This window comes from Psychrobacter sp. 2Y5, from assembly GCF_051847375.1.
GTDB lineage: Bacteria > Pseudomonadota > Gammaproteobacteria > Pseudomonadales > Moraxellaceae > Psychrobacter.
In genome coordinates this window covers 16,991-39,503 of the sequence record NZ_JBPYDA010000008.1, presented here as the reverse complement: position 1 = coordinate 39,503, position 22,513 = coordinate 16,991, and the positions used below count along the sequence as shown (strand labels likewise).

General features: G+C 45.9%; 20 protein-coding genes and 2 riboswitches. Of the genes, 12 read left to right on the top strand and 8 right to left on the bottom strand.

Going from position 1 to position 22,513, the window contains the following annotated elements; genetic code table 11:
• Positions 1–34 precede the first annotated feature (34 nt).
• From ACS8E3_RS09305 to adk, 6 genes are all read left to right on the top strand, one after another.
• Positions 35–1,369, top strand: a complete 1,335-nt coding sequence (locus ACS8E3_RS09305) for a hypothetical protein (RefSeq protein ID WP_439243562.1) — start codon at positions 35–37, stop codon at positions 1,367–1,369.
• Between the two features lie 250 nt (positions 1,370–1,619).
• A complete protein-coding gene (locus ACS8E3_RS09300) occupies positions 1,620–3,647 on the top strand; it encodes a heme lyase CcmF/NrfE family subunit (protein ID WP_439243560.1) in 2,028 nt (675 codons plus the stop codon).
• Between the two features lies 1 nt (position 3,648).
• Positions 3,649–4,242 (top strand): DsbE family thiol:disulfide interchange protein, encoded by a 594-nt coding sequence (locus tag ACS8E3_RS09295; protein WP_439243557.1) that lies wholly within the window; start codon positions 3,649–3,651, stop codon positions 4,240–4,242.
• A gap of 32 nt (positions 4,243–4,274) precedes the next feature.
• Positions 4,275–4,802, top strand: coding sequence for a cytochrome c-type biogenesis protein (locus ACS8E3_RS09290; RefSeq protein WP_439243824.1), 528 nt, complete (start codon positions 4,275–4,277; stop codon positions 4,800–4,802).
• Positions 4,799–6,079: a c-type cytochrome biogenesis protein CcmI gene (ccmI, locus tag ACS8E3_RS09285; protein ID WP_439243554.1), complete on the top strand. Its 1,281-nt coding sequence runs from the start codon at positions 4,799–4,801 to the stop codon at positions 6,077–6,079. The genes ACS8E3_RS09290 and ccmI overlap by 4 nt, the downstream gene beginning before the upstream one ends.
• Positions 6,080–6,341: 262 nt before the next feature.
• The gene (gene adk / locus ACS8E3_RS09280) at positions 6,342–6,995 is read left to right on the top strand and encodes an adenylate kinase (RefSeq protein ID WP_439243823.1); all 654 of its coding nucleotides are present in this window, start codon (positions 6,342–6,344) and stop codon (positions 6,993–6,995) included.
• 120 nt (positions 6,996–7,115) lie between these two features.
• On the opposite strand, the gene secB is transcribed toward adk, so the two are convergent.
• From secB to rsgA, 4 genes are all read right to left on the bottom strand, one after another.
• A complete protein-coding gene (secB, locus tag ACS8E3_RS09275) occupies positions 7,116–7,568 on the bottom strand; it encodes a protein-export chaperone SecB (RefSeq protein WP_025647134.1) in 453 nt (150 codons plus the stop codon).
• Between the two features lie 58 nt (positions 7,569–7,626).
• Positions 7,627–7,890, bottom strand: coding sequence for a glutaredoxin 3 (grxC, locus tag ACS8E3_RS09270; protein WP_439243551.1), 264 nt, complete (start codon positions 7,888–7,890; stop codon positions 7,627–7,629).
• Between the two features lie 285 nt (positions 7,891–8,175).
• Positions 8,176–8,628, bottom strand: a complete 453-nt coding sequence (locus ACS8E3_RS09265) for a rhodanese-like domain-containing protein (RefSeq protein WP_439243548.1) — start codon at positions 8,626–8,628, stop codon at positions 8,176–8,178.
• 131 nt (positions 8,629–8,759) lie between these two features.
• Positions 8,760–9,863 (bottom strand): ribosome small subunit-dependent GTPase A, encoded by a 1,104-nt coding sequence (gene rsgA, locus ACS8E3_RS09260; protein WP_439243545.1) that lies wholly within the window; start codon positions 9,861–9,863, stop codon positions 8,760–8,762.
• Between the two features lie 150 nt (positions 9,864–10,013).
• Between rsgA and orn the strand changes: the two genes are divergently transcribed.
• Entirely contained in the window at positions 10,014–10,601 is a 588-nt protein-coding gene (gene orn / locus ACS8E3_RS09255) for an oligoribonuclease (RefSeq protein ID WP_025647130.1), read from the top strand.
• 175 nt (positions 10,602–10,776) lie between these two features.
• On the opposite strand, the gene gcvP is transcribed toward orn, so the two are convergent.
• The 4 genes from gcvP to gcvT form a co-directional block, all read right to left on the bottom strand.
• Positions 10,777–13,677 carry an aminomethyl-transferring glycine dehydrogenase gene (gcvP, locus tag ACS8E3_RS09250; protein WP_439243542.1) on the bottom strand — a complete coding sequence of 967 codons (2,901 nt, stop codon included), beginning with the start codon at positions 13,675–13,677 and terminating at the stop codon, positions 10,777–10,779.
• A 140-nt stretch (positions 13,678–13,817) separates the two neighbouring features.
• On the bottom strand, positions 13,818–14,585 hold the full coding sequence (locus ACS8E3_RS09245) for a nitroreductase family protein (protein WP_439243539.1): 768 nt from the start codon (positions 14,583–14,585) through the stop codon (positions 13,818–13,820).
• Between the two features lie 286 nt (positions 14,586–14,871).
• Positions 14,872–15,252: a glycine cleavage system protein GcvH gene (gene gcvH, locus ACS8E3_RS09240; protein ID WP_201557195.1), complete on the bottom strand. Its 381-nt coding sequence runs from the start codon at positions 15,250–15,252 to the stop codon at positions 14,872–14,874.
• A gap of 120 nt (positions 15,253–15,372) precedes the next feature.
• Complete coding sequence (gene gcvT / locus ACS8E3_RS09235; protein ID WP_439243535.1) at positions 15,373–16,533, bottom strand: glycine cleavage system aminomethyltransferase GcvT; 1,161 nt, start codon at positions 16,531–16,533, stop codon at positions 15,373–15,375.
• Positions 16,534–16,716: 183 nt separating this feature from the next.
• Positions 16,717–16,860, bottom strand: a riboswitch (glycine riboswitch).
• 63 nt (positions 16,861–16,923) lie between these two features.
• Positions 16,924–17,045: riboswitch (glycine riboswitch) on the bottom strand.
• Between the two features lie 270 nt (positions 17,046–17,315).
• Between gcvT and ACS8E3_RS09230 the strand changes: the two genes are divergently transcribed.
• The 5 genes from ACS8E3_RS09230 (at position 17,316) to ACS8E3_RS09210 (ending at position 22,408) form a co-directional block, all read left to right on the top strand.
• Positions 17,316–17,636 (top strand): YcgL domain-containing protein, encoded by a 321-nt coding sequence (locus ACS8E3_RS09230; RefSeq protein WP_439243532.1) that lies wholly within the window; start codon positions 17,316–17,318, stop codon positions 17,634–17,636.
• 105 nt (positions 17,637–17,741) lie between these two features.
• The gene (locus ACS8E3_RS09225) at positions 17,742–18,440 is read left to right on the top strand and encodes a hypothetical protein (RefSeq protein ID WP_439243529.1); all 699 of its coding nucleotides are present in this window, start codon (positions 17,742–17,744) and stop codon (positions 18,438–18,440) included.
• A 253-nt stretch (positions 18,441–18,693) separates the two neighbouring features.
• Entirely contained in the window at positions 18,694–19,551 is an 858-nt protein-coding gene (locus ACS8E3_RS09220) for an AAA family ATPase (RefSeq protein ID WP_439243526.1), read from the top strand.
• 81 nt (positions 19,552–19,632) lie between these two features.
• Positions 19,633–20,874 (top strand): vWA domain-containing protein, encoded by a 1,242-nt coding sequence (locus tag ACS8E3_RS09215; RefSeq protein ID WP_439243523.1) that lies wholly within the window; start codon positions 19,633–19,635, stop codon positions 20,872–20,874.
• A gap of 223 nt (positions 20,875–21,097) precedes the next feature.
• Positions 21,098–22,408, top strand: coding sequence for a lytic murein transglycosylase (locus ACS8E3_RS09210; RefSeq protein WP_439243521.1), 1,311 nt, complete (start codon positions 21,098–21,100; stop codon positions 22,406–22,408).
• Positions 22,409–22,513: the final 105 nt, after the last annotated feature.

Genomic DNA, 22,513 nt, shown 5'->3' with positions numbered 1-22,513 from the left:
GACAATAACCTTTATATAAGGGACGTGCAAAGTCATGGACGTAACCTCAATATGGCAGATGCTCGCTGAGCATCCAGAATTCCTTGCTATGCTGACTATTCCGCCAGTGACCGCTTTTGTCACTTGGGTACACGTATGGATGGCATTGAAAATGCTGTTTTATCCTATAAAGTTTTGGGGTATTCGCATTCCTAACTTTCCCTTCTTTGGTTTACCAGGGATAGGATGGCAAGGTATCGTACCGCGTAAAGCGGGGAAGATATCAGGGGTTATCGTCGATCAGACGCTCTCAAAGCTTGGCTCATTAGATGAGTTTTTTAAAGCGATGGAGCCTGAGCAAATGGCGGTTTTTATCACCGAAAAGGTCGATGAAAACCTTGAGACGCTCATCGATGAGATTATGCTTGAACGCTCAGAGACCTTGTGGGGTAATATTCCTTACGCCATAAAACGCCGTATTTATAATCAGGCGCACAAAGCCCTACCAGAGATTATGCAGTCTTTGGTATTGGATTTGACCAATAACGTCGAAGACTTAGTTGATATGCGCCAGATGATCGTCAATACGATGGAGAACGATCGACGCTTGATGGTCAATATGTTCTTACGGGTCGGGCAAAAAGAGATTAACTTTATTTGGCATATTAGTGCGCTCATTGGCTTAGTATTCGGCCTGATTCAGATGTTTATCTTCTTAGTCGTGCCGCAGCATTGGACCGTTCCTTTCTTTGCCGCTATCTGGGGCTTTTTGACCAACTGGATCGCTATTTGGATGGTATTCAATCCAGTAGAGCCACGCTTTATTCCTTATGTGAAGTTTTTTAAACGCAGTAGCCGCTTTCCCTTCTTAGTGCCACAGCTACCGCATATCGCTCAGTTTCGCTTTCAAGGCGGCTTTATGAAGCGTCAAGAAGAGGTCTCTGAGGTTTTTGCTGAGATTGTCGTCAAAGACTTAGTGACACTTGAGAACATCATGAATGAGATGATGTATGGTGCGCGTGCAAATGAGACACGCATGTTGATGAAATCGCACCTTTATGAATTGTTAGAGTCGCCTGTCATCAAGACTTCCTTACGTGTGAGCTTAGGACGACGCGAGTTTGGGAAACTCAAAAACACCATTATCGATAAGTCGATTAGTGCCACGATGGTACCGATACGCGATCCTGAGCTTAATGAGAGCCGCGCTAGTAAGATTTTTGGTCTATTTCGCGACCGCATTCGCGCTTTGACCCCGCATGAGTTTCAAAACTTGCTGCGACCCGCCTTTCGAGAGGATGAGATGACGCTGATTGTACTCGGCGGTTTGACTGGGTTTTTAGCCGGTTGGCTCCACTTAGTATTGGTGTTTTTCCCCGCTGTGGGTTAGGTCCTTTATATCCAAGTCAGGATAAAAACTGCGATAAACAACGCCATAATCAAAAGACAATATAACGAATAGCGATCGCTGCATTTATTGAGCAGTTATAAATTCTTGAACCGTATTACACTCACGGCGACAAAAAGTAAACGACAATGTTATCAAGCAAAACCTGAAAGATAAGCAGCTAAAGATGGTGAGCTTATGCCGCTTAATGGCGGTTTGAGGTTTTGCGCTAAAGTAGACAAGGTTAGACTGTATGTTGATCACAGAATTGGGTTATTTTGCCTTGCTTGCCGCTTTTGTATTGGCAATATTGCAAGTCGTATTACCAACCATTGGCGTTATGCGTCATCAAGTCGCTTGGCAGCGCTTGGCTCCAAGTCTGGCTTGGGCGCAGCTTGCCGCTATGATCGTGTCGTTTGGCGCGTTGATGGCAGGCTTTTATTATAATGATTTTACTCTGGTCTATGTGGCTCAGCACTCCAATACTTTGCTACCTTGGTACTATAAGCTATCCGCGACATGGGGCGGGCACGAAGGCTCGCTACTGCTTTGGATGACTATCATGGCCACATGGTGCGCCTTAGTTTCCTACTTTAGCCGCGGTCTGCCGTTATCTATGCGTGCTCGAGTGCTAGTAATATTAGCAGCGGTACAGCTAATGATGCTCGCGATGCTGATCTTTACTTCATCGCCATTTGAGCGCACTCTGCCTAACCTACCAGTAGATGGCGCTGATCTAAACCCAGTGCTACAAGACTTTGGTCTGATTATCCATCCGCCTATGCTCTATATGGGCTATGTTGGTATGGTAGTACCTTTTGCTTTTTGTATGGCAGCACTATGGGAAGGTCGTCTGGATGCGGTATGGACCCGTTGGTCACGGCCTTGGGCGCTAGCAGCTTGGGGCTTTTTGACGATTGGTATCGCCCTTGGCTCTTGGTGGGCTTATTATGAGCTTGGTTGGGGCGGCTGGTGGTTTTGGGATCCGGTAGAAAACGCTTCCTTGATGCCGTGGTTGGCAGGGCTTGCACTGTTGCACTCGTTGGCGGTAACTGAAAAGCGCGGCGTGTTTAAAGCTTGGACCATCATGCTCGCTATTTTTGCTTTTGCGCTGAGTTTATTAGGGACATTTTTGGTGCGCTCTGGGGTTATTACCTCAGTGCATTCGTTCGCTGCTGACCCAACTCGCGGATTAGTGATTTTGGTGATTTTGGGTATTATTATTGGTGGCGGCTTACTGATGTTTGCGGTACGGGGTTGGCGCTTGACGGTTGAGAGCCAATATCAGCTGATATCGCGAGAGTCGTTTTTGGTTATTAATAACGTCATTATTTTGATCTCAACCTTAGTAGTGCTGTTGGGAACGCTTTATCCTATCATCGCTGACGCCTTTAATTTAGGTCAGGTCTCTGTAGGCCCTCCTTATTTTAACGCTTTATTTGTCCCCTTAACTTGGCTGCTATTGATAGCGATGGGTATGGGCTCTAATATTCGCTGGAAAAAAGACAAGCGGCCTTTGTTAGGCGTGGGAATGGTCATTGCAGTCAGCAGTTTAGTCCTAGCCGCAATTATTGCCTACTTTGCTCATCCGTCCTCTATGCTCAATATCGGCGTGACTTTAGCGGTGAGCTTTTGGGTACTCTTATGGATGGTAATTGATTTTAGAGATAAGACCAAAAACGCACCTAATGTCTTTAAAGGTTTACAACAACTACGCCTAAGCTATTGGGGTCAGCAAGTCGCTCATATAGGCGTGCTGATAGCAGTGATTGGGGTGGCTTTTACGACCACTCTGAGCATCGAGCGTGATGTTGCTATGGCTGAGGGCGATACTGTCAATGTTCAAGGCTACGACTTTAGCTTGAGGGACTTTCGTGAGATCAAAGCCAGTAATTTTGATGCGACGCAAGCAGAAGTGGCTGTCAGTAAAAACGGTCGGGCAGTGGCGACGCTAACGCCCGAAAAGCGCACGTATATTATCAGTACGATGCCGACCACCGAGGCGGCGATTGATGCTAGCTTAATGCGTGATGTCTATGTGGCACTTGGCGAGCCTATCGCTGAGGGTAGTAATGAGTGGGCCTTGCGTATCTATGTCAAGCCACTGATTCGCTGGATCTGGCTTGGCGCTATTATCATGGCCTTAGGCGGACTACTCAGTATGCTCGATAAGCGTTACCGTATCAAAAAACCGAAAGGCTCTTTATTAGAGGCTAATAGTACCGGCGCTGTTCGTACGGTAGAGACGGCAACACAAGCAGCAAGTGCGGAGGAGAGGTAAGATGAATAAAAAACAGCTAAAAATATGGTTTTTGATTCCGCTGCTAGTGTTTGTTGGGGTGCTTTATCTACTAGGAAACCAATTAGGTAAGCCGACTGAAGTGGTTATGAATACCGCGCTTGAGCGTCCAGTGCCTGACTTTAAGCTGCCTTTATTATCAGATACTAGCCGTATTATGACTAACGAGAATTTGCCTGACGAGCCTTTTTTGATGAATGTTTGGGGCTCTTGGTGCCCAACTTGTATCGTTGAGCATCCTTTTTTGATGGAGCTTGAGGAGCGCGGTGTTAATCTGGTTGGTGTGAATTATAAAGATGAGATCGGTAATGCGCTGAGCTATCTAAACCGCGGCGGCGACCCTTTTTCGATGTCTATTCAGGATTCATCGGGTCAGTTTGCTTTAGATTTAGGCTTAACCGGCGCCCCTGAGACCTTTGTGGTAGATGGTAATGGCGTTATTCGTCAGCATATTATTGGTGAGATTAATGAAGCCAATTGGCAAGACCGTATCACTCCTTGTTTGATGGTCCTCAATGAAGCCAATAAGACCAATGCCATTCCTGGTGCCAGTCAAGTTGCGGAGGCCTGTCAGTGATGATTCATATTCTACTCAGAGTAGCCAGTGTCATGTTAGCGTGTCTGCTGAGCCTAGCGAGCTTACCGAGTTACGCAGCTATTGATGTCTATGATTTTGACTCCCCGCAGCAAGAAGCGCAGTATCGTGGTCTTATCGAAGAACTGCGTTGCCCAAAATGTCAGAACCAAAACTTGGCAGGCTCAGATGCCCCTATTGCCCAAGACCTAAAGCAAAAGACCTTTGACTTAGTCAAAGAGGGCCGCAGCGATGGTGAGATACGCAGTTACATGCAAGAGCGCTATGGTGACTTTATCAGTTATAAGCCGCCAGTCCGTCCTTCCACTTGGATTCTATGGTTCTTTCCGCCTTTATTGCTGATTGTATTAATCGGCGGTTGGTTTTGGCAAAGTAAACGCCGACAGGTTGCGGCCCGTGGCCAAAACCGAGTAAAGGTTGAAAGTACGACTGCGGCACTCACCCCGGCAGAAAAAGCAGAACTAGATCGTCTATTATCGCGTGCCAATACCAGTACTGATAGCATCGATCATGATATCTCAAGCCCAGAGGACAAAAAATGACCCTATTTTCTACTATCGGCTTATTTATTGCTCTAAGCTTATTTATTGCGCTGATTTTTGCGGTTATCGCTATTACGCCGTGGCTACGCGCCGCGCGTATTAAGGCAAATCCGGTAGACAATCAACTGCTAGATATCAACGCCGCCGTATTTCGTGAGCGTTTGGCTGAACTAAAAAGCGATAAAGACAACGGAACTATCGACGACAGTCATTATCAAAACCAAAAGCTTGAGCTTGAGCGCCAGTTGCTAGATGCTCAGCGAGAAGTTACTCCTATGGTTGCGCCAGGGATCAAAAGCCGTTTAATCGTGATGGTTTGGGTGCCAGTATTAGCCGCTATGGCTTATCTATTGATCGGCAATCGTACCCCGGTATTTGAACTATGGACCGCTGAGGACAAAGTTGGTCAAGTCGCTGATGATCTTTTAACCGGTAAAATTGATCAGCCACCCGCTTGGGCGATTGAAGATGGCAGACAGCTCATCAGCGCGATGCAGACCAATGTCTATCGCCATGCTGATGACCCAGATCGTTGGATGCGTCTATCAGAGCTATTCTTATCATTAGAAGCCACACCTTCCGCGATAGAAGCGCTGTCTCGCGCCTATCGCTTATCGCCCGAAAACGAAGAGATCGCGACGAGTTACGCGCAGATTAGTTTCTTCGCCAATGAAGGTCAGCTCGATGCCAATATTCGTAGAGTATTGCAAGACGTACTTGTCGAAAACCCGCAGCACGAAGGCGCGCAAATGCTGATGGCAATGGGCGAGGCGCGTAGTAGTAACTTCGATGAAGCTCAAGGCTGGATTAGCCGTTTGCGAAATAGCATTGCCGCTAAGCCTGGCGATCATAGCCGCGCACTAGCCAGCCTAGATGAATTGAGCGCTAATGTTAGCGCGCAAAAAGCGCAAGCAGCGCAAGGTATCGATGTCACGGTTATGATCAACTCGAGCTTATTGCCATTAGTGAAAGGGGATGATGTGGTCTTTGTGGCGATACGTGATGTCAACGGCGGACCACCTTTCGCTGCTAAGCGTCTGCCTATTTCGGTGGTTAAGCAAGGCGAAGCAAATGTTAGCTTAAGCGATCTAGATGCTATGATGCCTGAGCGTACTTTAGCCTCTGCACGCGCGAACAAGACGCAGCTGGCAGTGATTGCCCGTATTAGCCATAGCGGTAATGCGGTTGCTGAATCTGGAGACTTATCTGGTAATCCGGTCGTGATCAGCGCCGATCAAAATCAAGTCAATGTCGAGATTAATCAGCAAGTTCCTTAGATTATTGAGCAAGTGTCTTAGACAAATTCGCCTTAATTTTATTACGAACAGCGTGTCAAAGCTAAGTGTTTTACTAGTCGCTTTGGCGCGCAATTGCTTTACATGAACAGTAAAGTCATAGCAACTTTGGCAATATAAGACAAAAAAACTTGAGCTTTATAAAAGCACAAGGTAAGGTATGGCTTGCAATTCACCAATCCCTATGTCTTGTAAATTTTTCTAGAACTTTCAAACCCCATCTATTGAGGAGAAACGTATAATGATGCGTATTATTTTGCTAGGTCCCCCTGGCGCCGGTAAAGGTACCCAAGCCCAGTTCATCTCAAAAGAGTATGATATCCCGCAAATCTCCACAGGTGATATGCTACGCGCTGCGATCAAAGAAGGTACTGAGCTTGGTAAACAAGCGCAAGGCGTGATGAATGCAGGCGGTCTCGTTTCTGATGACCTAATCATCAACTTAGTCCAAGAGCGTCTCGCTAAGCCTGACTGCGCCAATGGCTGTATATTAGATGGGTTCCCGCGCACCATTCCACAGGCGCAGGCCCTTGCTGAAGCGAATGTCGCCATCGACCATGTGATTGAAATTAGCGTTCCTGATGACGAAATCGTCAAGCGTTTATCCGGTCGTCGTCAGCATGCCGACTCAGGTCGTATCTATCATATCGATCATAATCCGCCAAAGGTTGAAGGCGTCGATGACGTTACCGGTGAGCCGCTTATTCAGCGTCCAGATGATAAAGAAGAGACCATTCGTGAGCGCTTAGCCACTTATCATCAGCAAACCTCTGCTTTGGTCGGTTTTTATCAAGACAAAGCCAAAGAAGGCGCGGATACTCCTGATTACGATAAGTTTGACGGTACCCAAGCGATTGATGAAGTAAGAGAGCAGATCTTAGCCGCGTTAAAAGACTAAACGGCTAGCAATAAGCTAATACTTGCTTATATCAGTGCATAAAAAAACCGCCTAACTCATGAGTTAGGCGGTTTTTATTTTATCAATTGATTGGTTCAATCAAGTCTATTCAATGTAGGCTTACGCTTTACCTTGCGCATCGACTTGAGCTTGCTCTTGGCTTTGGGCATAAGCTTGGTCGAAGTTGACCGGCGCGAGTAGCAACTGCGGGAAGCTGCCACGAGTGACGATATCGCTGATCACTTCACGCGCATAAGGGAACAAAACATTAGGGCAATATGCGCCTAGGATTTGTCCGATTTGATCTTCTGGAATATCTTTTAATAAGAAAATACCGGCTTGATGCACTTCCGCGATAAACGCTGGTGCTTCTGCGTTTTTGGCATTGACACTTACGGTTAAAGTCACTTGGTAATGATCGTCGTCTAACTTCTCAGCATTGCTTGATAGATTGATGTCTAGCTCTGGGTTCCACTCTTTGGTGAATACATCAGCGCCAGGCACTTCAAGTGACATATCTTTGACATAAATGCGCTCTAACGCTAGTTGGGGTTGTGCTTGTTCTTCAGCCATGGTATTTCCTCTAAAAATTAATAAAATAATTACTCAAAAAGATGCGAAGTTATGCCGTTTAACCAGCTAATAGCTCGTCAAGCTTGCCTTGCTGGTTGAATTGATTGAGCTCATCAAAGCCGCCAATAAAAGTATCACCCACAAAAATCTGTGGCACCGTGCGGTAATTATTGGTTTTTTGCATCAAAGCGCGGCGCTCATCGCTGCTAATATCGTGCATGCCAATCTCTTCATAATCAACGCCTTTAGATTGTAATAGTTGTTTGGCGTTTGAGCAATAGGGACAGATTGGAGTGGTATATACTTTAACAGGAACGGTCATAATAAATCCTTAATTATAATAAATGAGTAGTCATAACGCATACTAGCCGCCATTACTGAACAGTCTAGTTTTTATTATCTTCATTTATGAAGTGGGGCTCAAGGTGATAAATTCAAGCGGATACCGATAAATGTAATAAAAGTTCACAAGAATCGCAATTGTTATTGTCATAAAAAATTATCGCCATAAAAAAAGACATCATAGCTTTGGATAACAGCTCTGATGTCTTTATATCTAACAAATATAGGACTGTCTAAGTTAAAAAATTGTCAGACCCGATGTCCGCTACTTACTGAGCTTCGGCTTAGATTTACCTTTTTTAGCTTGCACATCCTTTGGACTCACTAGCGGCATACCAGCGCCTTGCCAACCGCCTACGCCGCCTTCTAAGCGATAGACGTTGTCTTTGCCGATCATCTGTATCGCCGCACCCGCTTGCACGCCCATATCACAAATAATAATCACAGGCTGCTCGATCGCGCGTATTTCCTCTAAGCGATCTTTTATTTCGGTGAAAGGAATGTTACGACTGCCTTGAATATAGCCAGTCTCAAATTTCTTTTTGGCACGAATATCGATCAATTGCGCATTTTGCGAGTTGACCATCATCCCAAGTGTATTAGGGGATATTTTTTTGCCACTACGTTTATTTTCAATGGTAAAAAATAATATGGCTAATACCGCCAAAATACCAAATAAAAAGGGGTGATTGCCTACAAATTCAAGCGCACGATCCACAACAGACCTCCAAAAAATTAGGGCTCTAGCAGACTGCGAATACAGTCTAACCATATTGAACCAGGCGCTATTATACCGATAAGACTCGTTATAGTAAACGGTCGATCAAAGCAAACCCGCCCTGGTGTGGCTTAGTATGGCTTAGTATCTGCCTCTTGCCTTAAGGTGACTAAGTTCTCAACGCGGCGCTGCAATACTTCACCATCCGCTACCGCTTGCCATAGCGCGCAGCCTTTAGAGTTATGAGTGTGGCGACAGTCGCGAAATTGGCAATAACCTGCTAGAGGTGCCAACTCTATAAAGCCTGAAATAATATCTTCAGGAGTTAGATGCCAGATACCGTATTCTCGAATACCGGGCGTATCGACGATACCGCCAGCCGTTAAGTTATCCGGATTAAAAGGCAATAGCCGACTGGTAGTCGTGGTGTGCTGACCCAATTGGGAGTTCTCAGAGATGATATTGACGCTTTGAGCAGACTCTGGCAGCAGCGCGTTGATAAGGCTGCTTTTACCAACACCAGACTGACCGGCGAAAATGACTAGCTTATGATCGATATAGCTCTTTAGCTCGCCTAAGCCTATTTGCTCGTCATTCTCCGCGATATTTTCGGGACAATCAACAGAGGTCAAGACACTCTCGTAGCCTAAAGCGGCATATTGAGTAAGGAGCTCATGGGTATCAGCATAGTCATCTTGAGCCAATAAGTCTGCTTTATTTAGTACCAGTAGTGGCTTAACACCAGCGTGATGACAAACGACTAAATAGCGATCGATCAAAGAAGGGGCGGCGGCTGGCAGGGGCGCAAAAACAATAGCCAAAATATCGACGTTAGCGGCGACAGGTTTGAGCTTGTGATAACGATCCGGACGCGAGACCAACGAGGTGCGCGGCTTTACGGACTCAATACGTCCAAAGCCAGTATTAGAATCGGCAGTCCAGCGTACTTGATCGCCAGCGGCTAGCATCGGCAGATTCGTACGCACATGACAGCGCCAAATATCACCAACTACGAGCTCTTGCCAAAAAGGCTCAGGGTCATCGGGACCAATCTCTGGCTGCTCAGCGATAACGGCGGGCAAGCTGGTGACTTGCACTTCTAGCTGCTTACCGTAGTGCGCCATGACTACACCATCCATCAAACTATCATCAATACTATCTTGACTCTCTAGTTGCTGCTTGTCTATGCGGCGAATCTGCTGTTTGGTGAGTTTGCGTTGCCGAATCAATGCCATGAGTGCTGCCTATATCGAAAATATTGCTCAGTGTAGCGCGAAAATTTGCTAACATACAGCTTAAGCTTAACAGTGGTTTTGTAAAGTTGTAAACACCATTATAGCTAAAGAAATCATGAGATATTTTAAACCTTAATAATAGGACGCCTTATGAGTAGCGATGACCATCCCAACAAGATAAAAATTAAGAATCAAGGCAAAAAAGGGCTGGTCTGGATAGACCTTGAGATGACTGGACTAGATACGCTCAATGACGAGATTATCGAGATTGCTACCGTGGTCACTGATGAGGATCTGAATGTTTTGGCTGAAGGGCCGGTATTTGCGATCAAAATATCTGATCAAAGACTCAATCAAATGGATGAGTGGAATACCAAGCAGCATGGCCAATCAGGCCTAGTGGATCGAGTACGCCGTAGTAAAGTGACTTTAGCAGAAGCCGAAGCGGAAACTATCAAGTTTCTTAATAAGTGGGTCGATAGTGGTAAGTCGCCGATGTGTGGTAATTCTATCTGCCAAGATAGACGTTTTTTGGCCAGACAGATGCCGGAGCTTGAGCGATTTTTTCATTATCGCAATTTAGATGTGTCGTCGGTCAAAGAGCTGTGCTTTCGCTGGCGTCCTGACATTCTAAAGAATTTTGAAAAGGGCGGTAGTCATTTAGCGCTAGATGATATTCGCGACTCTATCCGCGAGCTGAAGCACTATCGCCAGCACTTTTTTAAGCTAATGGAGTAGTGCAAGCTTTAACTTAGAGCACTTATTTTATCTTATAGCAATGCTAATTATAGCAGCGCTAACAAAAGCAGCTTAACAAGAAAAACCTCCAAGTCAGTAGCTGACTTGGAGGTTTATTTTATTCTAAGTATTAAGAACTACATATAGTTTTCGATGCCGTCTATCATATCAAAAATTACATATAGTTTTCGATACTAGGGCATGAGCACATGAGATTCTTATCGCCATAAACATCATCGATACGGCCGACGCTTGGCCAGAATTTGTGCGCGCGCACGTAAGGTAGCGGGAAAGCAGCAGTATCACGGCTATACGGATATGACCACTCTTCATTAGTGATGACAGAAGCGGTATGCGGAGCGTTAACCACTGGGTTGTTCTCTAATGTCCAGCTATCCTCACCTGCTTTGGCTTTCATAATCTCCGCTTTAATAGATTTAAGCGCATTGATGAAGCGATCTAGCTCTTCTTTAGACTCAGACTCAGTTGGCTCAATCATCAGCGTTCCGGCGACAGGGAAGCTCATCGTTGGCGCGTGGAAGCCATAATCCATCAAGCGCTTAGCGATATCGCTTTCAGTGATGCCCGTGTCTTCTTTTAGCGGACGGATATCAATGATACATTCATGCGCCACTCGGCCGTTTTTACCCGCATATAAAACGGGATAGTCGGACTTGAGCTGGTCAGCGACATAGTTGGCATTGAGCAGAGCAAGATTGGTCGCCTCAAGCAAGCCATCGCGGCCCATCATCGTAATATACATCCATGAAATCGGTAGGATGCTAGCTGAACCATAAGGCGCTGCGGATACCGCAGAACATTCGTTTGGCGCGTTATGTACTGGGACAACGGCATGGTTGGCTTTAAACGGAGCCAAATGCGCCTGCATACCGATAGGGCCCATACCAGGGCCACCGCCGCCATGCGGAATACAAAAAGTCTTATGCAGGTTCATGTGTAGCACATCTGCGCCGACATCAGCAGGCTGCATGATAGCGACCTGAGCGTTCATGTTGGCGCCATCCATATAGACTTGACCACCATGGTTATGAATGAGGTCGCAGATGTCACGGATACCTTCTTCAAAGACGCCATGGGTCGATGGGTAGGTAATCATTAACGCGCCTAGATTGGCGCTGTGCTCTTCACATTTCGCCGTTAAGTCATCGATATCGACGTTGCCATTGTCATCGGTTTTGATCACGACGACTTGCATACCCATCATGATAGCGGTCGCTGGGTTGGTCCCATGCGCTGACATAGGAATGAGGCAGATATCACGATTGGTCTCGCCTAAAGACTCATGGTAGCGGCGAATGGCTAACAGACCAGCATATTCACCAGAGGCACCAGAGTTGGGCTGCATAGAGATATCATCGAAGCCGGTGATGGCTTTGAGCTGCTCTTGCAAACTATCGATCATCTCGATATAGCCTGAGACTTGATCTAGGGGTGCAAAAGGATGCACATTGGCAAATTCAGGCCAAGTAATCGGTAGCATCTCACTTGTGGCGTTTAGCTTCATCGTACAGCTACCCAGCGCAATCATACTACGGTTCATCGCCAAATCTCTATCTTCTAAAGATTTTAGATAGCGTAGCATTTCATGCTCAGTGTGATGCGAATTAAAGACCGGATGACTCAAAATATCATCGTTACGTAGATGCGTCTTGTCTAATGATACGCTAGCGGCTTCTGGTAGCTCATGAGAGGTACTGACAAATAATTGAGTCAATACTTTAAAATCCTCTTCGTCACTGGTTTCACTGAATGCAACGCCGATCTTAGTATCATCAAAACGCCATAAGTTATAACCGACATTATCGGCGTTCTCAAAAATTTGGGTCGCTAGCTTTTCCGAGCCGCAATCGACGACAACGGTATCAAAGAACTGATCGTGTACGACGCTAAGCTTATTTTCGCCCTTAGCTTGATTGATAACCTGCGCGAATGCCGTAGCAAAAGCATGAATACGCGTTGCAATACGTTTGACACCGCTTGGGCCATGATAGACAGCGTACATGCCAGCGAGGTTGGCGAGTAGAACTTGTGAGGTACAGATGTTGGAGTTGGCTTTTTCGCGGCGGATATGCTGCTCACGAGTCTGTAGTGCCATACGTAGCGCGGTATTGCCTTGCGCATCTTTTGAGACACCAATGATACGGCCAGGCGCTGAGCGTTTGGCTTTGTCAGAAAAAGCAAAGTAAGCGGCGTGTGGGCCACCATAGCCCATCGGAATACCGAAACGCTGCGTGCTACCTAAAGCGACATCTGCGCCCATATCGGCAGGCGACTTTAGCAGCACGAGGCTCATGATATCGCTGACGACACTGGCATAAGTCTTTTTTTCTTTAACCGCGCTGATGACGTCGGTTAGGTCCTGAACATCACCTTCTTTACCGACATACTGAAAGATCGCACCGAAATAATCGCCTGATTTGGCTAGCTCAAAGTCACCAACGACCACTTCCCAACCAAAGTACTTGGCGCGAGTTTGGATAACGTCCAGCGTTTGCGGATAGATACGCTCGTCAACGAAGAACTGCGTTGACTTGCTTTTACTCATACGCTTAGACATCGCCATCGCTTCAGCCGCCGCCGTCGCTTCATCAAGCAGTGAAGCTCCTGCCATCTCAAGACCGGTCAGGTCAATACAGACTTGCTGGAAGTTTAGTAAAGCTTCTAGACGGCCTTGGGCGATTTCGGCTTGATACGGAGTGTAAGCAGTGTACCAACCTGGGTTTTCGAGCACGTTACGCTGAATGACTGCTGGCATACGTACAGGCGAGTAGCCCTGCCCAATATAGCTTTTATTTACAGTAACGTTATCTGCCATTTTGCGCAGTTTGGCTAAAGCGGCATGCTCGCTCATTGCTAGGGGCAGATTAAGATCTTTATGCAAACGTACTGGCTCTGGCACCGTATCATCGATAAAGCTTGCCATGTCTTGATAGCCAATGGCGCTTAAGAGATCAGCTTGCTTGATTTCATTAGAGCCTAAGTGGCGATAGACGAATTCAGACTCATTAAATAGACCTTTAAAGGTATCGAACGTTGGTTTTTGAGAAGTAGTCATGACAGTCCTTATTAGTGTTTAGAGTAAGGGGTAGAGAGATAAGGTCATTTATTAAGTGACTTATAATTAGTAGTTTGGTGGCAAATATGAGTTGAGAAGAGCAATACCGCTATGGTTCATAATGCGATTTCGCTCTTATATTAGACGTAATGCACGAATTGCTCTTGCTCAAAGCGAAATTGTGAGCTGTAGATGCCGTTGTCAGCGCGCTCACCCGCTCCAATCATCATGACGATATGATGATCATCGGTCAGCTTAAGTAGTCGCTTCATCGCCGGTTCATCGAAACCGCCCATCGGACAGCTATCAAACCCGTGTGCTCTGAGAGCTAGCATGAGATTTTCAGCGGCGAGGGCGGTGTTGTTGGTCGCCCAGTTTTTGACATCGTCAAAGGTATAATAAGGCGTCTTGATAGGGCCTTTGATTTGTCTAAAGACTTTGGTCGCGCTCCATTTGGCAGCAGAGATAACATTGACAGGGCCGCGCAAAAAGTCTAAAGCAACCACTTTGGTATAGTAGTCTTTAACCTTTTTCGGTACCGGCTTATCTGGATATTCATCGAGGATTTGTTTGGCGTGATCGTGCCAAATATCGGTACGTGCCACGACGGCGATCAAGCGCGCGGAAGTTTTAGCCGCGTTTTGATTCATGCAATTCTTAACGGCGCGTTTGCGCTTGTCTGGGCTGTCAATGACATAAAACTCCCACGGCTGCAAGTTACTCGAGTTCGGCGCTAGCATCGCCAAACGCAAGCAGTCGGCCATAACCTCATCAGTAATTGGCGTATCGGTAAAGCGGCGTACTGAGCGACGCGACTCTACTACTTGGGTAAAAGCTTGGAGTTGAGGGGTGTGATCCGGCATGGCTAAGGTGTCTTTATTGTTGGCGCTTGTATTATCAGTGCTCATGTCAAAGTCCGTGCTAGTGTCGTTAGAGTGGGCAAAATGCATAAGTCGGCATGCATAGATAAGATAGGAAATAGGCAAAATCGCTAAGCTGCACTTATAATAAAACTTGATAAAGCATAATTTTTAGATAATGCTGCTATAGCCTAATTTTCTAATAGTAAGGTATTTAGCAGCTCACGCTTAAACGTTTTAAAAAGGTTTAAAAATAAGGGCAAATATTGATACCAGTAGCTACTGATATCAATATCTGTAAAACCTTCTAGCATCAGTAATTAGAGCTTAAAACTTACAGCTCGTTCTCATACTCTTCAGCACTCAATAGGGCTTCATAATCGTCCATATTGTCAGGCTTCATTCTAAAGAACCAACCTTCGCCATACGGGTCTGAGTTAATGATTTCAGGATCATCTTCTAACGCTTCATTGATAGCAACGACTTCGCCTGAGATAGGGGCATAAACATCAGAGGCGGCTTTGACAGACTCAACAACTGAGATTTCATCATCAACGGCGATGGTATCGCCAACGTCAGGTAGCTCAACGAATACCACATCGCCTAGCAAGTCTTGCGCATGGTCAGTGATACCGACAGTGATAGTGCCGTCATCTTCTAAACGAAGCCACTCATGGCTTGCGATATACTTCAGTTCTGCTGGGACATTACTCATAGTTCTCTCCTAAGGGGTAGAGGGTGGTTTATAATCAATTCAAACTTTATAATCAGTTAAAGCTGATAGCCAAAGCTGACTGTAATATTATCAGTGATAGGACTAGCAAAACAAACAGTATTAGTCGAATTGCTGCTGACCGTTACGCACAAAAGGTAGCTTTAGCACGCGTACATCGACGAATTTACCTTTACCGCGCAAGTCGATCTGTACCGTATCTTCCTCTGAGAGGCTTGCAGGTACGCGGGCGATGGCGATAGAGTTTTTGAGGCTAGGGGAGAATGTACCACTAGTGATTACGCCAGTTTGCTCATTGTCAGTGCCTTGATTGATAGTCACTTCCATACCTTCACGGAGCACACCGCGGCTGGTCATGAGAAGGCCGACTTGCTTCATCGCTGTATGGTTGTCTTTTGCCTGCTTACGCTTACTGACTAAAGCTTCGCGGCCGACAAACTCACGCTCATCTTTTAGCGCCAGCGTCCAGCCCATGTTGCACTCGTAAGGGCTAACCTCGTCGTTCATATCATGACCATAAAGGTTCATACCCGCTTCCATACGCAGCGTATCGCGAGCGCCAAGGCCAGCAGGCTTGATGCCATTATCTTTTAATAATTCAAAAAAGGCCGGCGCGTCATCACCGTGCATGATGACTTCAACGCCATCTTCACCGGTGTAGCCTGTGCGCGCAACGAACCAATCTTGGCCTTCGATATCAGTCAAATCCGCACCAACGAAAGGCTTCAGACCTGACAATGTCTCTGACCAACTTGGCTTGGCTTGTGCTAATTTCTCAACCGCTTTAGGACCTTGCACCGCGATCATGGCAAGCTCTGGGCGCTCAGTTAAAGTAACGTCAAAACCTTCTGCAACTTTATGGAACTGTACCATATCTTTGTCACGAGTAGCGGCGTTGGAGACGATACGATACTCAGTTTCGTCTGCATTTATTAGATAGACGATTAAATCATCAATAATACCGCCTTGCTCATTTAGCATCGGCGAGTACAGGGCTTTGCCAACGGTTTTTAACTTATCGACATCGTTGGCTAGTAGCTTTTGCAGCCAAGCTTTGCTGTCTGGGCCGGTGATATCAACTACCACCATATGCGAGACGTCAAACATCCCGGCATCGGTACGCACCGCTTCGTGCTCCTCGATTTGTGAGCCATAATGAATAGGTAATTCCCAACCCGAAAAATCGACTATTTTTCCGTCGCTATTAACGTGTGATTGATAAAGAGGGGTGCGCTGAGGGGCTTGAGTAGTAGTGTCGGTCATAACAAATCCTTGTGTTTAGGCCATCTATACTGTAAATAAATAATTAAATAACGAGCTAATTATCTACAGTATAGAATAAGCATTTAAACAATAGTGGGAAGCAAGAGTGTAAGGTGCAAACATTACAATAAAGGGTGGCACAAAATAAAGCTACGCAAAAACACTGGTAGTGTCAATTGCATATAAGCCCTATCTGTCCTGTGACCTGAGATTTTCAATACGCTATTGCGGCATCACCTATTGTAGTGATAGGGCCGTAATAGCGTATTTTCTCCCCTTCGGTGGGTGAAATTTTATAGGTTTTCACCGCTCTCCAGATTTGTTATGCCCGGTTGTGAGTCATGATAATAGATTAGCGGTTCGAGCTATTATCAAGCTACGATATTAGGCATGAGTTTTTCAGTCCTTTTACCTGAGCGATTGGCAGGGTGGATGCGCCTTCGGTGGTCTTGTCGTTGGCCATAGCTACAAGCTATTGTCTCAATGACAAAACTCTCTCCTGAAAAACCCTTTTATTATGAAAGGTTCCCCGCTGTTTTACAAGGCATCTAACCGTTTAATTAAGCGTTTAAACAAAATTAATTTTTATAACCGTCTTTTTTCCTGTGAGTTAAGAGGTTATTCGGACTTTTACAGCTGTTGTTTTAGGTTTAGCGGTACTTTAAATAGCTGATCAACTGTTACCTTTACCGCAATAAAACGTAAAGCCACTACTGATAATTAGTCAAATTATGCTAGGCTACTGCCATAACTTTGATAAATATTTTAGATAGGTAGTCGTTATGCATTGTGACATTTATAAATTTCCCAAACATCCAGATATGTACGTTTATATAGCACGCCCTGATTACCCTGATGATACCGATGAGATTAAGGACTGGCTCAGTGTGTTACCCAAAGACTTCCGATCAGGACTAGGTACGAGCAAGTTTGTGATGCATTTAGACATTAGTACTACTCAGAAGTTGGCGAGAGTCGATAAAGAGGAAGTATTGGCTAAGCTGCAATCACAAGGTTATTTTGTACAAATGCCGCCACAAGATGTGATGCGCAGGCAAGCTGAGATGCGAGCAAAAGAAGCTCAAGATAAGAAGTATGATTAGAACGTGTTGTACATTCACAAGTCGTGATAAAATAGTTTTTTAACATAGTTTTAACTTAGACGTCGTTTGACACCGACATCACTAAACGCAGGTGATTGAATAAGCATGGATTGGTTGAAAGGTATTTTAAATTTCTTGCCACTAGAGCAGCTCAGCGAGATTCTCGGTGAGATTGTGATTTGGTGGAGCCAGATGGTCAAAAACGTACCACCTGCCGACTTACCTATGTACGCTTATCTAGGCGGTACGGTCATCGTTTTGCTGTTATGGATTTTGGTCGCGCGCATTATGCCAAAACCGCTCGGCGGTATGAGTTGGATGGTTATCTTTGCAGTGTTGTTAGCGCCAGGCACCGCGCTTGGCGAACAAGGCGAGATCGCGCCTGCTAGCATCGGTGTGGTTTACGCGCTGATGATGAAAGATACCACGTCAGCCGTTAGTAGTGCGCTGCCTATTTTGGTGGTTTTAGTGGTCGGTTTGTTTATCGGTTTTGTCTGGCAGCTGATTCGCGGCGCTTTTGAGTCGAGTCTCGATAAGGCGCGCCGTAACAGTGCTGAAGATACTGAAGCCAATATGCAATTGGCATCAGGCAACTATTTAGAAAAAACGCCTAGCGAGCCGGTACCAGCAGCACAGACCGCACAGAACGCTCTGTCAGATAGCTTAGCGGCTCAACAAGTAAAAGCTGCCGATACGACGACTGATACCCTCACAAAAAAGCCTGTAAAAGGGTTTTACAGCAAAGAACCGAGTGATGAAGCGGCAACGAGAGTAGATAAAAACAATGATGGTGATGGTCAGTAGTTTTGTCAGTTGACTTTGACGGAGCAGTAAAAGACACAAAGCAGTGTCTTTTTTTTGGTTTAGCTTAGCGACTGTTTAGCAAGCTCGACTAAGCTTTAGGCATAAATACACCTATCGACTAAAAATGACAAACGCATGAGTATTTTGGCATTAACAGTGGCTGTGCTAATCTTAAGCAATAAATTACATCGCTTGACCTGTTTAATACTTCGAATCAACCCTAGTATTTATCACCATAATTGAGACTATTTTTATGACAAATGATAGTAAAAAAAGCTTTACCGGTACCAATACTTATATCGCCACCGACGATCTACAGCTAGCCGTTAATGCGGCGATGACTCTACAAAAGCCACTGCTTATAAAAGGCGAGCCGGGTACAGGTAAGACTTTACTCGCTGAAGAAGTGGCCGAAAGCTTAGGTATGCCTTTGATTACTTGGCATATCAAGTCGACGACCAAAGCCGAGCAAGGCTTGTATGAGTATGATGCCGTATCGCGTTTGCGTGACTCGCAACTCGGCGATGACAAAGTCTATGATATCGGCAACTACATCAAGCCCGGTAAGCTGTGGGAGGCGTTTACTAGTGAGCAGCGCAGTGTGCTCCTCATTGATGAAGTGGATAAAGCTGACATCGAATTTCCCAATGATTTGCTGCATGAGCTAGATAAGATGTCTTTTTATGTCTATGAGACGGGTGAGACCATCTCAGCTGAGCAGCGTCCGGTGGTCATCATCACTTCGAACAACGAAAAAGAGTTGCCCGATGCCTTTTTGCGTCGCTGCTTCTTTCACTACATCGACTTCCCAGAAGAGCAAACTATGCGCCAAATTATTGAGGTGCATTTCCCTGACATTCAAGAAAAACTGGTCAATGATGCGCTCGACATCTTTTATAAACTGCGCAATCTACAAGGGCTTAAAAAGCCGCCTTCGACTTCAGAGCTGGTCGATTGGCTGACCTTATTACTAGCTGACGACATGGCGCAAGAAGAGCTAGAAGAAAACTTGCGCGGTGAGAAGTCTATTCCGCCATTATATGGGGCGCTATTGAAGAATGAAGCCGATGTTAACTTATTGCAGCGCTTTGCCAATATGATGCGCCGCTAATAACGAGCTTAGTAGTGTGTTTACGATGTACTCGTATGAGCCATTTTGCTAGCTATGCCAGTCAATAAGTGAGAGGTAATCATGTTTATAAAACTCTTCTATACGCTGCGGACTTACGGCGTGCCGGTTACGACCCGTGAGCTGCTCGATCTCAATGCCGCGCTCGATAAAGGGCTGATGATGCAGCCGCATCCTGAGAGTTCAGCAGATTCAGAATATTCTGAGCTGCAGACTTTTGCCAGTCGCGAAGATATGTATCGGCTGATCAGACTGTGCATGGTCAAAGACGAGCGTCACTTCGATAAGTTTGATCGGGCGATGGCGGATTACTTCGAAGGCGTGGATAGCTTGAATATCGACGAGCTGATGAACAAGCTGACCGATATCCCTAAAGAGTGGCTCGATCTAAAACTGGACCCCAAAAACTTAACCGATGAGCAACGCCGTCTGCTAAAGAAGTACGGCTCGCTAGAGGAGCTGATGAAAGCGCTTGAAGAGCGCCTTAAAGAGCAAAAAGAGCGCCATCAAGGCGGCAGTAAATGGGTCGGCACTGGTGGTAGCTCACCCTTTGGCGCTTATGGCGACCATCCGGAAGGCGTACGCGTCGGCGGTGAGTCACGTAAGGGCAGCGCGGTCAAAGTCTGGGAGCAGCGCAAATATCGTAATCTCGATGATGATAAGCAGCTAGGCACGCGGCAAATCCAGATGGCTTTGCGTAATCTGCGTCAGTTTGCGCGTACCGGTAGCGAGGATGAGCTCGATATCCATGAGACCATTAAGCGCACCGCTAAGAAGGGCGTGCTCGATATTCACATGCAGCCTGAGCGTCGTAACCGTGTCAAAGTACTGATGCTATTCGATGTCGGTGGCAGTATGGATATCCATGTCGAAGCCTTAGAAAAGCTGTTTTCAGCGGCGAAAAATGAATTTAAAACCTTAGAGTTTTTCTACTTTCATAACTGTCTCTACGACTACGTTTGGGAAGATAATAACCGCCGACATAGTAACCCTATGCCAACTTATGAGCTGCTTAATAAATACGGGCGCGAGTACCGTGTTATTTTCGTTGGTGATGCCTCAATGTCCCCCTATGAGCTGTTTTCAGTCGGCGGTAGCGTCGAGTATATGAATAATGAAGCTGGAGTAGTATGGCTGAAGCGTATGCTCGCGCACTTCGATAAGGTCGCTTGGCTTAACCCAGAAGAAGCAGCGTTTTGGTCCTATACCCAAACCATCACTGAGATAAAACAGATCTTCGACAACCACATGTATCCGATGACTTTGCATGGGGTGGAGGATATGACCGCTTATTTGGCAAGGTAGTTTCTTGTCGCAAAAGTATAACCATAAACGTAATGGTATAAAGGTCGTTATCCAAAGATAGCGACCTTTTTTATAATTTAGAATATTTACTGATATTATCGACTTTATTATTATTTATTGCTAAAGTGATTTTTAGCTGGCAATGGACTGTCCTACTGCTGCCTTCGTTCTACCTTGTTCTATATTTGCTTTATTTCACCTGTTATTAATACTCGAGACGCTCATGACATTTAAAAAACATCACATCGCTATCTTACTACCTGCGCTTATGATTGTAGGCTGTAGTACCCAAAAGACAGCGCCTCAACCTGCTAAGCCTGTACGTCAAGGTAATGTGCAAGTCACCCAAACACAGACCATCACCGTTAAGCCCAAGCCAGTCGTCAGACCACAGGTAGTGACGCCGGCGCCAAAACCAAGCTATACTAGTTTCTCAGACTGGAAGTCAGATTTCACTATGCGCGCGATCTCTGCAGGCAAAAACCCTGCTAATATTCAGCGTTTATTAGCGTCAGCTAATCTAAACCAACAAGTTATCTCACTGGACTCCAGCCAAGCTGAATTTTCAAAAATGCCATGGGACTACGCCGATTCTGCGGTATCAGATGGTAGGGTCAGTACTGGTCAGCGCAAATTTAACGAACAGCGCACTTATTTATCCAGCCTCGAGTCGCGTTATGGCGTCAATGCGGAGATCATCGCGGCCATTTGGGGTATGGAGTCCTCTTTTGGCGCAGTCACAGGTAACAGCTATATTCCAAGCTCGCTGGCGAGCCTCGCTTATGATGGACGCCGCCAACCGTTTGCTGAAGAACAGCTATTAGCCTTGTCGGACTTGTTAGAGCGCGGTGATATTTCTTGGTCGCAGCTTGATGGTTCATGGGCAGGCGGTATGGGCGAGACTCAATTTATCCCTAAGACTTGGTTAGATTTCGGCGTCGATGGCGATTATAATGGTCATCGTAACCCTTGGTCCACTAAGGATGCCTTAGCCTCTACGGCGAACTATCTAAATGCTTCCGGATGGGTACGCGGTTTGGCGCCGTTTTATGAAGCAACGCTTCCCGCCTCATTCGATTACTCTTTAGTCGGCACTAAGCAAACAGCGGCAAGATGGGCGTCAATGGGTCTTGACACCATAGAAGATGTCAATCTAGATGCCAATACCGAAATGGAGCTGTGGTTACCAGCGGGTAAAGATGGTCCTATCTTATTACTGAGTCCAAACTTCGATGTGATCAAAGTCTATAACAATTCCTCCAACTATGCCTTGGGAGTGAGTTTGCTCGGCAAAGCCATAATGAACCAAAGTGGCTTACGCAAGTCATGGCCGCGTTACGAGCGTCCGTTATCTACTTCGCAAGTCACCAATCTGCAGCGGCGTTTGACTAGCTCTGGCTACGATACCAAAGGCGCTGATGGCATTATCGGTACCAATACGCGCAAGGCTTTTCAGAGCTGGCAGGCCGCTAATGGGCAAACGCCGGACGGTTTTATCACTCAGCGTAGTGCCGTGTCACTGACAGGTTGGTGAGCGGATCTGATCATGCCTTTTTTTAAAAGTGACTATTGGCATAGATTAAAGCTTAAAGACTAAAAATGACTCTTTAAAAACGGTTAAGACCTAAAAAGCATCCTA